The 13,785-nt window shown below is 63.9% G+C and carries 13 protein-coding genes and 1 pseudogene; 7 read left to right on the top strand and 7 right to left on the bottom strand.

What is annotated here, in order from left to right; genetic code table 11:
* Nucleotide 1: 1 nt before the first annotated feature.
* The 3 genes and pseudogenes from AC1D08_RS18435 to AC1D08_RS18445 all read left to right on the top strand — a co-directional run.
* A complete protein-coding gene (locus tag AC1D08_RS18435; protein ID WP_184877083.1) occupies nucleotides 2-1,090 on the top strand; it encodes an ABC transporter ATP-binding protein in 1,089 nt (362 codons plus the stop codon).
* Nucleotides 1,087-1,527: a hypothetical protein gene (locus AC1D08_RS18440; protein WP_457152532.1), complete on the top strand. Its 441-nt coding sequence runs from the start codon at nucleotides 1,087-1,089 to the stop codon at nucleotides 1,525-1,527. Before AC1D08_RS18435 ends, AC1D08_RS18440 begins: the two co-directional genes overlap by 4 nt.
* Nucleotides 1,528-1,640: 113 nt before the next feature.
* Nucleotides 1,641-2,400 (top strand): annotated as a pseudogene (locus AC1D08_RS18445) (ABC transporter ATP-binding protein); the annotation flags it as partial.
* 32 nt (nucleotides 2,401-2,432) lie between these two features.
* Here the strand turns inward: AC1D08_RS18445 and AC1D08_RS18450 are convergent.
* On the bottom strand, nucleotides 2,433-3,425 hold the full coding sequence (locus tag AC1D08_RS18450) for an AraC family transcriptional regulator (protein WP_457152531.1): 993 nt from the start codon (nucleotides 3,423-3,425) through the stop codon (nucleotides 2,433-2,435).
* Between the two features lie 184 nt (nucleotides 3,426-3,609).
* Between AC1D08_RS18450 and AC1D08_RS18455 the strand changes: the two genes are divergently transcribed.
* A complete protein-coding gene (locus tag AC1D08_RS18455; protein ID WP_457152530.1) occupies nucleotides 3,610-4,824 on the top strand; it encodes an MFS transporter in 1,215 nt (404 codons plus the stop codon).
* Nucleotides 4,825-4,954: 130 nt separating this feature from the next.
* On the opposite strand, the gene AC1D08_RS18460 is transcribed toward AC1D08_RS18455, so the two are convergent.
* On the bottom strand, nucleotides 4,955-5,302 hold the full coding sequence (locus AC1D08_RS18460) for a GFA family protein (protein WP_457152529.1): 348 nt from the start codon (nucleotides 5,300-5,302) through the stop codon (nucleotides 4,955-4,957).
* A gap of 119 nt (nucleotides 5,303-5,421) precedes the next feature.
* Here AC1D08_RS18460 and AC1D08_RS18465 point away from each other — a divergent pair, with 119 nt between their 5' ends.
* On the top strand, nucleotides 5,422-6,717 hold the full coding sequence (locus AC1D08_RS18465; RefSeq protein ID WP_457152528.1) for an amidase: 1,296 nt from the start codon (nucleotides 5,422-5,424) through the stop codon (nucleotides 6,715-6,717).
* Between the two features lie 18 nt (nucleotides 6,718-6,735).
* Here AC1D08_RS18465 and AC1D08_RS18470 read toward each other — a convergent pair whose 3' ends face one another.
* The 5 genes from AC1D08_RS18470 to AC1D08_RS18490 are packed head-to-tail and all read right to left on the bottom strand — an operon-like array spanning nucleotide 6,736 to nucleotide 10,990.
* Nucleotides 6,736-7,125: a hypothetical protein gene (locus tag AC1D08_RS18470; protein WP_457152527.1), complete on the bottom strand. Its 390-nt coding sequence runs from the start codon at nucleotides 7,123-7,125 to the stop codon at nucleotides 6,736-6,738.
* Nucleotides 7,126-7,167: 42 nt separating this feature from the next.
* Entirely contained in the window at nucleotides 7,168-8,148 is a 981-nt protein-coding gene (locus AC1D08_RS18475) for a hydroxyacid dehydrogenase (protein ID WP_457152526.1), read from the bottom strand.
* A gap of 5 nt (nucleotides 8,149-8,153) precedes the next feature.
* Nucleotides 8,154-8,870, bottom strand: a complete 717-nt coding sequence (locus AC1D08_RS18480; RefSeq protein ID WP_095084786.1) for a FadR/GntR family transcriptional regulator — start codon at nucleotides 8,868-8,870, stop codon at nucleotides 8,154-8,156.
* A gap of 2 nt (nucleotides 8,871-8,872) precedes the next feature.
* Nucleotides 8,873-10,042, bottom strand: coding sequence for a mandelate racemase/muconate lactonizing enzyme family protein (locus AC1D08_RS18485; RefSeq protein ID WP_477423713.1), 1,170 nt, complete (start codon nucleotides 10,040-10,042; stop codon nucleotides 8,873-8,875).
* Nucleotides 10,043-10,102: 60 nt separating this feature from the next.
* Nucleotides 10,103-10,990 carry a sugar phosphate isomerase/epimerase family protein gene (locus AC1D08_RS18490; protein WP_095084784.1) on the bottom strand — a complete coding sequence of 296 codons (888 nt, stop codon included), beginning with the start codon at nucleotides 10,988-10,990 and terminating at the stop codon, nucleotides 10,103-10,105.
* A gap of 400 nt (nucleotides 10,991-11,390) precedes the next feature.
* On the opposite strand from AC1D08_RS18490, the gene AC1D08_RS18495 reads away from it, so the two are divergent.
* Nucleotides 11,391-12,446 carry a sugar phosphate isomerase/epimerase family protein gene (locus tag AC1D08_RS18495; protein WP_477423715.1) on the top strand — a complete coding sequence of 352 codons (1,056 nt, stop codon included), beginning with the start codon at nucleotides 11,391-11,393 and terminating at the stop codon, nucleotides 12,444-12,446.
* Between the two features lie 150 nt (nucleotides 12,447-12,596).
* On the top strand, nucleotides 12,597-13,784 hold the full coding sequence (locus AC1D08_RS18500; RefSeq protein WP_477423717.1) for a Gfo/Idh/MocA family protein: 1,188 nt from the start codon (nucleotides 12,597-12,599) through the stop codon (nucleotides 13,782-13,784).
* Nucleotide 13,785 lies beyond the last annotated feature (1 nt).

Consider the following 13,785-nt stretch of genomic DNA (forward strand, 5'->3'; position numbering starts at 1 on the left):
GATGTCAACCATCGAACTCCGCAAAGTCACCAAGCGTTTCGGCTCCTTCACCGCGGTCAAGGACGTTGACCTGTCGGTGGCCGCCGGTGAGGTCGTCTGCCTTCTCGGCCCGTCCGGCTGTGGCAAGACGACGACCCTGCGCGTCATCGCCGGGCTGGAAAGCGTCACTGACGGCGAGGTCGTCATCGCCGGCAAGGTGATGAACAACCTGCCGCCCGAAAAGCGCGACATCGCCATGGTGTTCCAGTTCTACGCGCTCTACCCGTCGGCATCGATCGGCGAGAACATCGCCTTCCCGCTCTATCATGACGGCATTTCCAGGGCTGAGCGGACTGCCCGCGTCAACCGCGTCGCCGCGATCCTCCACTTGGAGCACGTTCTCGACCGGCTGCCGAACCAGATATCCGAGGGCGAAAAGCAGCGCGCCGCCATGGCCCGCGCCATCGTCCGCGACCCCAATTGCTTCCTCTTCGACGAGCCCTTGTCGCGTCTCGATGTCGAACTGCGCCAGAGCATGCGTGGCCAGATCAAGGAAGTGCTGCAGGGCCTCTCCAAAGCGACCGTGATCGTGACCCATGACCAGCTCGAAGCGCTCACCATGGCCGACCGCATCGCCATCATGAAGGACGGCCTGATCGAGCAAGTCGGCTCACCGCACGAGGTTTTTGCCAAGCCCGCCAATGCTTTCGTGGCGAGCTTCATCGGCACGCCGCAGATGAATCTTCTCGAGGCCGACCTCAAGACCTTCGCCGATGGCACGGCGGAGATGGCCGTGGCCGGCATTAATCTGGCGATCCGCACGGACGCGGCGGTCGCGCGCCTGCAGCCCGGCAAGGTGACGATCGGTGTCCGCCCCCGCGCCTTCACCGCGACCGATACGGGGGACCGTGGCACCATCTCCGCCCGGGCCGAGCTCATCGAGCCCATGGGCGCCGAAACCCTTATTCATGCCCGCACGGCGGCAGGCGCCGACATCCGCGTCGTGGTGACGAGAAGCCAGCGGGTCAAGGTCGGCGAGGCGCTGAATCTACGCCCCGATCCCAGGCAAACCCATGTCTTCGATGGCGCCGGAAAGGCGGTGCGGTCATGAGCGAACGTTCTTCCGGCATGAGCCGGGCCGGCGCGTACTGCCTCGAGGTCTTCATCATTGGCCTGGGCGTCATGGCGCTGGTGCTGATCTTCCAACCCTTTTCCATCGGCCTGTACGCGGTCGGCAGCGGTCTCGTGGTGCTTGCCGGACTCATCAACAACCTGCTGCCGTTGGCCCAGCCGGGCGTCAAGGTGCGCAGTGTGGTGACCGTAGCGCTGGTCGTGGCGCTGGTCTTCTGCATTGTGCTGCTGGTTTCGATCACGGCGGCGCATCTCTACGGCGTCTTCTTCCTCAATCCACCGGACCCCAACACTCTCGCCGGCAAGGCGCAGCTCGCCACGCCGCCTTTCTACAAGCAGGCTTTCGTGTGGGAAATCGCCGCCGCGGCGGTGATTCTCGCGCTGGTCGTCACCGCTCTCAACAAGACAGCGCGATGATCAGCAGCTGACGCTATCCGGCAGGTCGCGCTCGCGCCGGTCCGCGCCGGTCGGTGTGCGTCGCCCTCTCAACTCTCACGCCGTCATCCTCCGGCTTGACCGGAGGACCCGATGCCGAGATCAAGGACCGCGTCGACCGCGCCGCCAGGACGCTGCGGATCGAACATTTGCTCGACCGCAAGACCGACCGGCTTTCGGGCGGCCGAGATGCAGCGCGTGTCGATCGGCCGTGCCATCGTGCGCAAGCCGCACGTGTGCCTGATGGACGAGCCGCTGTCGGCGCTCGACGCCAAACTGCGCGTGGCGCTGCGCACGGAACTCAAGAACCTGCAGATGCAACTCGGCGCCACCTTCCTGTTTGTCACCCACGACCAGATCGCGGCGATGTCCATGGGCGATAAGGTCGGCGTGCTTAACCATGGCCGCATCGTCCAGACCGGCACGCCGTACGAGATCTACAACAATCCGCGCGACACCTATGTGGCGAGCTTCGTCGGCTCGCCGCCGATGAACCTCATCGACGGCAAGCTGGTGAACGGCCGCGCGGTGATGGCGCCGCTGAATTTCGAACTGCCTTTTTCAGGGGGAGCCAAGGCGAGTGCGGCGACCGACGGCCGCCCGCTCGTCTTCGGCATTCGGCCCGAGGACGTCTATCTCGAGAGCGGCGCGCCGGTCGAGGCGCACGTCCACGACGTCGAGAACCATGGCGTCGAAAAGATCCTGACGCTGCGCGTCGGCGACGCGATGCTGCGCGCCACGGTGCCGGCCAGGACCGATGTGGCGATCGAGCAGCCGGTGCGCTTTGCCTGGAACCCCGACAAGGTGGTGCTGTTCGACAAGGGCAGCGGCGTCAATTTGCGCCACGCGTCATAGGCCGCGACCTCGCTTATTTCGGCAGGTAAGTCTCATATGGCGTGTCGTTGATCAGCAGGACCCTGCTCTTCGGCGCGAAGATGGCTGGGCGCCGAGCCAATGACGCGCTTGAAGGCACGGCTGAAGGCGGCATCCGATTCATAGCCGAGACGCGCGGCAACGACGGAGATCTTCATCCGGTCGCGGACCAGCCACTGCCGCGCCTGGTGCATTCTGACCTGGGTGACATATTTAGCCGGCGTTTCTCCAACGACGGTGGCGAACCGCTCGGCAAATCCCGACCGCGAGGCGCCCATCATCCTGGCCAGCGACTCGACAGTCCAGTCGTGGTTCGGTTCGAGATGGATGGCGGCCAGCACGCGCCCGATCTCGCGGTCCCTGACCGCCGCGATCCAGCCGGACGAGTCTCCGCAACCGCGTTCGACCCATGAGCGGATGACGGTGGCGGCAAGCACGTCAGCCAGCCGCGCCATGATACCGCCGGAGCCGACGCGCTCCATCGTCACTTCGCGTGCCATCGAGTCCAGCAAATGCGGTATCCCCGGTTCGTAGGCTTCCAGCTCATGCGTGCGCATCACGTCCGGCATCATGCCGAGCAAGGGATGCAGGCCATCGAGGTTGAAATACATGCTGGCGCAGAACAGCAGCGTTCCCGGTTGGCAGTCCTTGCCGCACATCTCCGCGTTCGACGTGCAGTAGACGTCCTTGCAGACCTCTTCGAGTTCGTAGCCGTGGATCGGCCAGGCCTGGGCGCCGGGTTCGCTGGCCAGCACATGCGCCGCACCGCGTGGCAGCAGCACCGCATCCCCCGCATTCAGCTCCACCCATTCGCCCGACGGCTGCTTCAACCAGCAGCCTCTACGGCCGATGAAATGAAACCGCGCCCCGGGTTGAGCCGGGAACTGGATGCCCCACGGCTCCTTCATTTCGCAGCGACCGTATTCGACGCCATCGAGACGCAGGCCGCGCAATATGTCGGTGAGCGGATCGCCCGTGATCGGGATTTTGGACGAATGGTCAAACATAATGGGGTTTCTAGCATGGAAACTCCAGGCGGTCACTCCCTATGTTGCGTTGCAGCCAAATGCTGCGCTGCAAACAAGATCGAAGACCGGCCACATAGCCAAGCCGAGATGGCAAGGCATGTAACGGGTGGAGCCCCGGTTGGTCGTTCCCTATGTGGCGCTGCAAACAGATCGGAGACTGACCATGGCCGAACCCGCGACAGGCGTCATCGACGCCACACTTCTGAACCCCGCAGACTCTGATGAACGAACCGAGCCGGCATGGGGCGCCGTGGTCTCGCTGGCGCTTGGTGTTTTCGGCCTCGTTACCGCCGAGTTCCTGCCGGCCAGCCTGCTGACGCCAATGGCGCGCGACCTCGGCGTCACCGAAGGCGTGGCCGGACAAGCGGTGACGGCGACCGCCATCGTCGGCGCCATTGCCGCGCCGACCATGGCCATCATCACCAGGCGCATGGACCGCAGGGTGGTGATGTGGATGCTGACGGTGTTCCTGATCTTCTCCAACCTTCTGGCCACCTTTGCCTCATCGCTTACCGTGCTCCTGCTTGCCCGCGTCGTGCTCGGCGTTGCACTTGGCGGCTTCTGGGCGATGTCGGCGGCGATGGCGCTGCGGCTGGTACCGATGCGGCTGATGCCGCGCGCCATGTCGATCATCCTGACCGGCGTTTCGCTGGCGACGGTATGCGCAGCGCCGGTCGGCGCCTATGTCGGTGATATCTGGGGCTGGCGGACCGCCTTCATGATCGCCACCGTCGTCGGCGCCCTGGCGCTGCTGGTGCAGGTGGCCACCATTCCGAAGCTGCCACCCGTGGGCGTGGCAAGCTTCCGTACCTTGCTCGATGTGCTCGAGCGCCCCTCTATCAGGGTGGCACTGCTGGTCGTGCTGCTCGTTGCCTCGGGACACTTTGCCGGCTTCACCTACGTGCGCCCTTTCCTCGAGAAGGTCCCCGTGCTCGACATCGAGACAATCTCGCTGGTGCTTCTGGCCTATGGCGTTGGTGGCTTCTTCGGCAATGTCGCCGGCGGCTTCCTGGCCGAACGCAACCTCAAGGCAGCCGTTGCGCTGGCGCCCTTGCTGATTGCGGCGGCGGCTGCCTCGATGCTGGTTTTCGGTGCCTCGCCCACGGTCGCTGCCGCCGCGGTTGCGGCGTGGGGCTTTGCCTTCGGCGCGGTGCCGGTTGGGCTGCAGAGCTGGCTGGTGCGGGCAGCACCGGATCAGGCAGAAAGCGCAGGCGGGCTGATGGTGGCGACGTTCCAGGTGGCGATTGCGCTCGGTGCTGTCGTCGGTGGCCTGCTGGTCGACCATGCCGGCGTGGCCAGCGCCTTCGCCTATTGCGGCACGGCGACATTGCTGGCGGCGATCGTGGTGTTCCTGCGCGGTCCGAAGCAGGTCAACTAGCCGTCGGACTCACCATTTGGCGATAACTTCCTGACGCCAAGCATCGGCCCGCGAACCATCACGGTTTCGGGCCGATGCCGTTATGCGGCAAGCGACAAAGCGAACCTTGCCGGTGCGACGGGAGATAGGTTCAGACCGAGCGGCCATCGAAGTCGAAGACTGGCAAGGTCGAAGGGTCAAAATCCGCAATGCAATACATGTTGACGTAGGCACTGCGTTCAGGGCCTTCGCCGACATCCTCAGCGAAGGGGTGGACTCCACAGGTGCGGCAGAACCGATGCGCGATGGCGTGGTTGCCGAATGTGTAGATCCCCAAGTCATTGCCCCAGGCCAGCACCTGCAAGGTCTCGTGCGGGATGGCACACAACAGGGCACCCTTGCGCGAGCAGATCGAGCAATTGCACCGCACGGCGCCGGTCAGCTCGGCTTCGAACTCGAAGGCGACCTTGCCGCAGTGACAGCTGCCTTTGTAGAGCATCGGATTTTTCCTCGTATCGACAGGGTGCAAAACCGCCTGCGCCGGTTTAAGTCTCGGCAGGCCAAGTGCTGGCCGCTACCTCTTAAGACGTTCAAGGCGTCCGGAGTCCGACACCGAAAATGCAATCAGCCCGCGATCATCTCGAAACCATCCTCGCGCGACTCGCCGCCCGTGCCGGCGAAGAACATGTGTTCACGAAGCTTTATGCCGAAGCCGCGCGGGCCGCGGCCGACGCCAGCGATGCCCGCAAACAAGCCGGTGTGACGCTGGGGCCGCTCGACGGCACCATTGTCTCGATCAAGGATCTGTTCGATGTCGGCGGCGAACCAACCACGGCCGGCTCGCTCATGCTCAGGACCGCTGCACCTGCGCTGCGCGACGCCGCCATCGTTGGCCGGTTGCGGCAGGCCGGCGCGGTGATCGTCGGCAAGACCAACATGACCGAATTCGCGTTCACCGCGATCGGTGACAACCAGCACTACGGCACGCCCGGGAATGCCACCGATCCCAGCCGCATTCCTGGTGGTTCCTCCTCAGGTGCCGGCGTTTCCGTCGGCGAGGGGACGAGCGAAATCTCCATCGGTTCCGATACCGGTGGTTCGATACGCATTCCGGCATCGCTCAACGGTGTCGTCGGCTTCAAGCCGACCGCTAGGCGGGTGCCTCTCACCGGCGCTTTCCCGTTGTCCGGCACGCTGGACTCGATCGGGCCGCTTGCCCGAACCGTCGCCCAGTGCGCCGCCGCCGACGCCGTGATGGCCGGCGAGGAAGCGGCTGCGCTGACGTCGATTTCCCTTGTAGGGCTTCGCATAGGCATCCCGCGCGGCGTCCTATTCGAAGAAACGCAAGGCGAGGTGGCGACCGCGTTCGATCGATGCCTTCGCAAGGTCGAACTGGCGGGTGCAGGGGTGGCGGATCTGTCGATAGACGATCTGCTTGGAGAGATGCGCGCGGCGACCAAGCGCGGTTCGATCGCTGCCATGGAAGGGGCGGAGATCCATGCCGACTGGTTGGCGACGGGGGCATCGGTGCCGGTCGACCCACATGTCAGCGGGCCTTTGTCGCGGGCAGCTATGCTGCCGACGCCAGTTTACATCAGGACAATGCGTCGTCGCGCCGCGCTCGCGGCCGCCATGGACGAGCGGCTGGCATCGGTCGATATGCTGGCCCTACCGACCACACCGGTGACAGCGCCGACCATCGTTTCGATGGTTGACGATGCCGAACTGCGCGACCGCACCGAAGGCCTACTGCTGCGCAACACGCAGGTCGCCAACCAGTTCGACCTTTGTGCGATCTCGCTGCCGATGCCGGGCATGGTGCGCCCGGCAGGATTGATGCTGGTGGCGCGCAACGGCCAAGACCGGCGACTGCTACGCCTCGCCGCTGAAATAGAGTCGCTGCTTGGCTCTTGACGAGGGCTGAACTGAATATCAGTGCGACGAACAGTGCTTGCGTTCGCTTTCCTTGGCGGTGCGTACGATGCCGGTCGCAACCAGCCAGGGCAGGCTGTAGTCCTTGCCGGTGATGGTCTGCGTGCGATGTTCGATCGATCCCCTGACGACGATCTTTCCGGCGTAAAGCGCGTCTGAGAGATCCGTTATCGCCTTGTCGGCCTGCGGCAATCCGCTGCTGTCGATCGACACGCCCTTGATGATCGTGCCGGTGGCAAGGTCGAGCGCGCTGTTCGACGGGCAGGGTGCCTTGAAGCAGCGCAGCCCGTTGTCGCAGTAGACATAGCTGCTCTCCGCAGCGGCAAGCGACGGCAAGACGGCTGTCGAAGCGGTGGCAACAAACAACAGCGCGGAGCGAAGACTGGACATGGGAGCGAGCCTCGCCAGAAAATGAGGCGAAACGGCGATGCGTTACACGCTCGCAGGAAACCGCCGGCGGTAGTGATCGACCACTTCGGGGTTGCGCAGATTGACCGGCAGTTTGTTGGCCAGCACCAGCAAGGCTTCACCGGCCGCGCCGACGCCCATGCGCATCATCGATTCCTCGGTGATGCCGGCCATGTGCGGGGTGATGATGACATTGTCGAAGCCAAAATAGGGATGATCTGGCGGCAGCGGCTGCGTCGAAAACACATCGAGTGCGGCACCGCCGATGCGGCGTTTCTGCAAGGCTTCGATCAGGGCGTCGTCATCGACGACCGGTCCGCGCGATACGTTGATCAGCAGCGCATTGGGCTTCATGCGGGCGATCCGCTCGCGATTGATCAAGCCGCGCGTCTCCGGCGTCAACGGACAGCACAGAACGATGATGTCGCTCTGCTCGACCAGGGCGTCGATCGACAGGAAGCCGACTTTCTCCGGCGCCGGCTGCATGCTGCGCGTCGTTGCCACCACCTTCAGGTCGAAACCATGCGCCGCTATATGTCCGACAGCCTGGCCAACGGCGCCAAGGCCGACGATGCCGATCGTCTTGCCGGCAAGTTCGCTGTTGGAGTTGGCGTGCTCGCGGCCGGCGAGCCAGCCTTTCGCGCGCAAGTCGCGGTCGACGATGCGGAAGCGGCGAAGCAGGGCAAGTGCTGCAAACATGACGTGTTCGGCAACCGAGCGGGCATTGACCGCCGGCACATTCGCCACCAGCACGCCGGCCGCGAATGCTGCTTCCATCGGGATCATATCGAGCCCGGCGCCATGGCGGATTGCTGCCCTCAGCTTCCCTGCACCCTCGAAGAGCTGTGGCGGCAGAGGCGCGCGCACGATGACAATGTCAGCGTTTTTCGCCTCGGCAACAAGCGTCGCTGGGTCGAGAGCAGAAGCGACAACAAGCTCGCCGGCGCCGGCCAGCATGGCCGAGGCGCGCGGATGCAGGGGGTGTGTGGTGAGGATGCGGGCCATGTCGGTCAGGCTCTTTCGAGCGTCGGGCTTTGAGGTTCCTCGCCATGGCCCTCGATCAGGCCCTTCCAGTAGCTCTCGGCGCCCTGCAGATGAGCGCTCATCAGCGCCTGGGCGAGATTGCCGTCGCGGCGCAGCAGCGCCTCGTAGATCTGGATGTGCTCGGCATGCGAGCGCACGCTGCGCTCGGGATCGTTGAAATAGATCGGCAGGCGCTGCTCGCCCATCATGTAGTAGACGCTGCAGACATTGTGGAAGACGCTGTTCTTGGTCGCGCGTACGATCTCAAGGTGGAATTCGCGGTCTTCCTTGGCCAGGCCCTCGCCTGCGGCGATGCGCTCTTCCGAAGCTTTCAGGATCTCGCGCAGACGCTCGAAATTCTCTTCGGTGGCGCGCGAACAGGCAAGCTCGGCCGCCTTGATCTCATGGATCTTGCGCAATTCGACCGTCTCGTAGATCTGGATCGGATCGAGCGGCAGGCCGGCGCGCGCGAACAGCGCCATCGCCTCGACGCTGGCCTGCTTGGTGTCGATGTAGATGCCGGACTTGGCCCTGCGCTCGACGATGCGCATGGCTTCGAGGATGGCGAGCGCCTCGCGGATCTGGCCGCGGCTGACGCCGAACTGCTCCGCCAGCTCACGTTCCGACGGCGTTCGGCCGGTCTCCTTGTCCGAATGGGAGAACAGGTAGGCAGCGAGTTCCGCGAGAAGGTTCTTTTCTTTCATTGTCAATCGCGTTGCGCGTGCGCCTCCAGGAACCGCTCCGAAATGGTGAACCCCAGACCCGGCTTTTCCGGGATCGCTATCATACCGTCCTTGGCTTCGACAGTCTCTTCGATCAGATCATGGATCATCGGGTTGGCGCCGAGCGAATATTCGACGGTGAAACTAGCCGGCGAAGCAGCACAGACGTGCAGTCCAGCGAAGAAGCACGGCGCGCCGGCCCACAGATGCGGCGCAAAGCGCAGGTTGAAGGCGCTGGCGATGGTGCCGATCTTCATCGCTTCGCTGATGCCGCCGCAGAAGGCCGGATCGGGCTGGAAGATGTCGGCGGCTTTCAGCACGGCAAGGTCGCGGAAGGCATAGCGCGTCGCCTCACTTTCGCCGGTGGCGATCGGAACGGCGCCGCTTGCCCGCACTTCGGCCATGCCTGGCTTGTCGTCGGCGATGATCGGCTCCTCGAACCAGGCGAGGTCCAGATCGTCGATGAGGTGGATGAAGCGCTTGGCTTCAGCCACCGTGTAGGTGCCGTGGGCATCGACCATCAATTCGACATCGGGGCCGAGCGCCTGCCGTGCGGCACGGACGCGGGCGGCGGAGACATGCGCGGCACCGTCCATGGCGCCGATCCGCATCTTCAGCGCCTTGAAGCCGCCTTTGGCGACATACGATTTCAATTGCTCGCCGATGGCGTCGGCGGACGCCCATCCGCCGGACGCATAGGCCGGCATGCGATCGAGCTTGCGGCCGCCGAGGAGCCGCCAGACCGGAACGCCAAGCGATTTGCCCAGGATATCCCAGAGCGCGATATCGACGGCGCTGATGGCCGCTATGCTCATGCCGCGCCGCGCCAGTTGCGGCATGGCGTGGCCGGCGCGGGCGGCGCTGTCGTGGCGAACGCCGTTGTAGAGCATCTCCCAGATGACGCCGATGTCGGCCGGATCGCGGCCGATCAATTGCGGCCCGACTTCATGGTTCAGCATGTGGACCAGCGCCCCGTAGCTGCCGGCGCTGCCGGCGGCATTCTTGCCTTCGCCCCAGCCGACCAGCCCGTCATCGGTCTCGATGCGCAGGATGGCGGCGTCAAAGGTCGTCACCTGACCGAAGTCGCTGCGGTGCTGCCGAGCGGCTTCGATCGGGATGCGGATCCACCAGGCTTGGACGGTCTTGATGCGCATTGTCTTTCCCGGCCCTGCCGCCGGTCAGGGCGAAAGGGCAATTTCCCAACAGGCAGTCGACTACTTGATCAGCGGCAGCAACGTTTCTGCGGTGATGCGCATCTGGTCGGTGTAGAATTTCTCGGTCAGCACGCTGGAGCCGTGATCCTGGATGAACTTCAGCTGTTCGGGCGAAATGTCGACCGGATGGCGCTCGACCATGTCGGGATAGGGCGCGGCCGGCGTGCGGTCGACCGGGGCGACGAACTCGTTGGTCAGCGCGCCGTCGTAGCCGACTTCCTTCAGCGTGGCGACGATCTTCGGCCAGTCGATCTGGCCGAGGCCGGCGGCAAAGCGGTTGTTGTCGGCGACATGGAAGTCGAACAGGCGCTTGCCGACCTGCCGGATCGCGTCATGGACGTTAAATTCCTCCATGTGGATGTGGTAGGCGTCGAGGCAGACGCCGCATTCGGGGCTGACCGCGTCTGCCAGCGCCAGGGCCTGGGCGCCGCGATTGAACAGATAGGTTTCGAAGCGATTGAGCGGTTCGACGGCGATCTTGACGCCGACCTTCTTTGCGTGGGTGAAGCATTCACGGGTCGCGTCGACAACCCATTTCCATTCCTCTTCCTCGGTGCCATCCGGCACCACCTTGCCGACCGTCGCCGGAACCAGCGTGATGATCTCGCCATCGAGTTCGCTGATCATCGTCAGCACGTCCTTGACATACTGCACGGACCGCTCGCGCTGGCCCTGGTCCTTGGCGGCAAGGTTGCGCTCGCCCAGCATCAAGGTCACCGCGCCCCAGCAGCGGATCCCATGCTCCTTCAGCAGCGCCCGCGTCTCCTTGGTCTTGTACTGCTCAGGCTCGCCGGAAATCTCGATCGACTCGTAGCCGAATTTCTTGATGCGCTTGAGCGTCGTCTCCAGCGGTTCCGCGCGCATCCAGTTGTGCGTCGAAAGGTGCATGGTCTGTCCTTCCCAGATTCGTCTTTATGGTTCGCCTGCGACATGCATCGCTGAACGGCGACGCAAGGGTTCCTCCCCAAGGCATCCCCAGCCTTTTTCGCAAACTGGTTCGACCAATTGGGCCTGAAGCGAGGTCTACAGCAATTTCCCATGGACGGCAAGAAGCGGCGGACTGCTGCGCTCACTCCGAATTATTTCATTGATTATATTGAGATATGTATCCCTTTTTTGCCTGTCTCAGGGGTTCCCGCGATGCACTACAAGACTTGACCAAATCCTTGTATTTGGTAATACCAGAATAGCGGCGCGCACAAGCGCCCGGTATGAAAAGACCAAAGTGGCTGGCCCTGCTTCCAATCGGCGCTATGCTCGGTCGCGAGGAAAATGAGGGAGGATGCCGATGCCGACGACAATGAAGGGCCCTGGACTGTTTCTGGCGCAGTTTGCAGGTGACGCCGCACCGTTCAATTCGCTGGCTTCGATCACCAAATGGGCGGCTGGTCTTGGTTACAAGGGCGTGCAGATCCCGACCTGGGACGCGCGCTTGTTCGATCTCAAGAAGGCGGCATCTTCCAAGGCCTATTGCGACGAGGTGAAAGGCATCTGTGCCGACGCCGGCATCGAGATCACAGAACTGTCGACGCATCTGCAGGGGCAATTGGTGGCGGTGCATCCGGCCTATGATGCGCAGTTCGATGGCTTTGCGCCGGCTTCGGTGCACAACAATCCCAAGGCGCGTCAGAAATGGGCGGTCGAACAGATGAAGTTCGGCGCCAAGGCCTCGCGCAATCTCGGGCTGAACGCCTCTGTGAGTTTCTCCGGAGCACTGGCTTTCCCTTACCTCTATCCGTGGCCACAGCGGCCGGCCGGCCTGATCGAGGAGGCTTTTTCGGAGCTCGGCAAGCGCTGGAAGCCGATCCTTGACGTCTATGAGGACAATGGCGTCGATGTCGGCTACGAAATCCATCCCGGCGAGGACGTGTTCGACGGCGCTACCTTCGAGATGTTCCTCGACGCGGTTGGCGGCCACAAGCGCTGCAACATCAACTACGATCCGTCGCACTTCCTGCTGCAGCAACTCGACTATCTCGAATTCATCGACATCTATCACGAGCGCATCAAGGCGTTCCACGTCAAGGACGCCGAGTTCAACCCGACCGGGCGGCAAGGCGTCTATTCCGGCTATCAGAGCTGGACCAACCGCGCCGGCCGCTTCCGCTCGCTCGGCGACGGACAGGTGGATTTTGGCGGCATCTTTTCCAAGCTGACGCAGTACAACTACGATTCCTGGGCGGTGCTGGAATGGGAATGCTGCCTGAAGCACCCAGAAGACGGCGCGGCAGAAGGCGCACCATTTATCCAGCACCACATCATCCGGGTGACGGAAAAGGCATTCGACGACTTTGCCGGCGGCACCACCGACAAGAAAGTGCTGCGCGGCCTGATGGGGATTTAACGCGACTTCCCTCCCGCTCGAGGGAGGGTGGCCGACGGGCCCGGGTAGGGTCAGTTCAACCGAGCTCTACCTCTACGACCCACCCGATCCGCAGCGCGGATCGACCTCCCGTCAAGGGGCCGGGATATTTCAGACACGAGGAGAAAAGACATGGTCGGCGCATCGAAGTCGGAAACGGGAGGCGGTCCGATCCGCTATGGCATGGTCGGTGGCGGGCAAGGCGCCTTCATCGGCGCGGTGCACCGCATCGCGGCGCGCATCGACAATGATTTCGTGCTGGTCGCCGGCGCGCTGTCCTCCGATCCGGCGCGCGCCAAGGCCTCGGCCGCCGAACTCGGGCTCGACCCGGATCGCAGCTACGGCTCCTATGCCGAGATGGCCAAGGCCGAGGCCAAACGGCCTGACGGCATCGAGGCGGTGGCCATCGTCACCCCCAACAATGTCCACGTGCCGGCGGCCAAGGCCTTCCTCGAGGCCGGCATCCACGTCATCTGCGACAAGCCGCTGGCGACGACGCTTGCGGAGGCCAAGAAGCTGGCCGCCGTGGTCGAGAAGAGCGGCAAGGTGTTCGTGCTCACCCACAACTACACAGCCTATCCGATGGTGCGGCAGGCGCGCGAGATGGTGGCCAAGGGCGTGCTCGGCGACATCCGCATCGTGCAATCCGAGTATCCACAGGACTGGCTGACCGAGGACCTCGCAGCCACCGGCCAGAAGCAGGCGTCGTGGCGTGGCGATCCCAAGCAGGCAGGCGCTGGCGGCGCGCTGGGCGACATCGGCACCCATGCCTATAACCTGGCGCGCTTCGTCTCGGGACTGGAGCTCGCTTCCCTGTCGGCCGATCTCGATGCCTTCGTGCCGGGGAGGCTGCTCGACGACAATGTCAACGTCATGCTGCGCTTCAAGCCGGCCGGCAAGACGCATCCGGCCAAGGGCATGATCTGGGCCAGCCAGGTGGCACCGGGCCATGAAAACGGCCTGAAGCTGCGCATCTATGGCTCGAAGGGCGGGCTGGAATGGGTGCAGGCCGATCCGAACTATCTCTGGTACACGCCCTTCGGCCAGCCGAAGCAACTGATCACCCGCAACGGCGCCGGGGCGCTGCCGGTGGCGGGGCGTGTCAGCCGGGTTCCGCCGGGCCATCCCGAGGGCTACCTCGAAGGTTTTGCCAACATCTACCAGGAGGCCGCGCGCGCCATCCGCGCGGCGCGCAAGAAGGGCGGCAAGCCGGCAAAGGACGTCGTCTTTCCGACCATTCAGGACGGCGTCGAGGGCATGGCCTTCATCGAGGCCTGCGTGAAGTCGTCGAAGAAGAATGGGGCCTGGACGAAACTATAGC

This window comes from Mesorhizobium sp. P2_E6, assembly GCF_056403835.1.

Coding starts and splice junctions, on each gene's coding strand:
- AC1D08_RS18485 (WP_477423713.1), bottom strand. CDS start 10,042: ATGCGCATCAAGACCGTCCAAGCCTGGTGGATCCGCATCCCGATCGAA.
- AC1D08_RS18470 (WP_457152527.1), bottom strand. CDS start 7,125: ATGTCCAGTCTTCGCTCCGCGCTGTTGTTTGTTGCCACCGCTTCGACA.
- AC1D08_RS18435 (WP_184877083.1), top strand. CDS start 2: ATGTCAACCATCGAACTCCGCAAAGTCACCAAGCGTTTCGGCTCCTTC.
- AC1D08_RS18450 (WP_457152531.1), bottom strand. CDS start 3,425: ATGTTTGACCATTCGTCCAAAATCCCGATCACGGGCGATCCGCTCACC.
- AC1D08_RS18480 (WP_095084786.1), bottom strand. CDS start 8,870: ATGAAAGAAAAGAACCTTCTCGCGGAACTCGCTGCCTACCTGTTCTCC.
- AC1D08_RS18440 (WP_457152532.1), top strand. CDS start 1,087: ATGAGCGAACGTTCTTCCGGCATGAGCCGGGCCGGCGCGTACTGCCTC.
- AC1D08_RS18500 (WP_477423717.1), top strand. CDS start 12,597: ATGGTCGGCGCATCGAAGTCGGAAACGGGAGGCGGTCCGATCCGCTAT.
- AC1D08_RS18455 (WP_457152530.1), top strand. CDS start 3,610: ATGGCCGAACCCGCGACAGGCGTCATCGACGCCACACTTCTGAACCCC.
- AC1D08_RS18465 (WP_457152528.1), top strand. CDS start 5,422: ATGCAATCAGCCCGCGATCATCTCGAAACCATCCTCGCGCGACTCGCC.
- AC1D08_RS18495 (WP_477423715.1), top strand. CDS start 11,391: ATGCCGACGACAATGAAGGGCCCTGGACTGTTTCTGGCGCAGTTTGCA.
- AC1D08_RS18475 (WP_457152526.1), bottom strand. CDS start 8,148: ATGGCCCGCATCCTCACCACACACCCCCTGCATCCGCGCGCCTCGGCC.
- AC1D08_RS18490 (WP_095084784.1), bottom strand. CDS start 10,990: ATGCACCTTTCGACGCACAACTGGATGCGCGCGGAACCGCTGGAGACG.
- AC1D08_RS18460 (WP_457152529.1), bottom strand. CDS start 5,302: ATGCTCTACAAAGGCAGCTGTCACTGCGGCAAGGTCGCCTTCGAGTTC.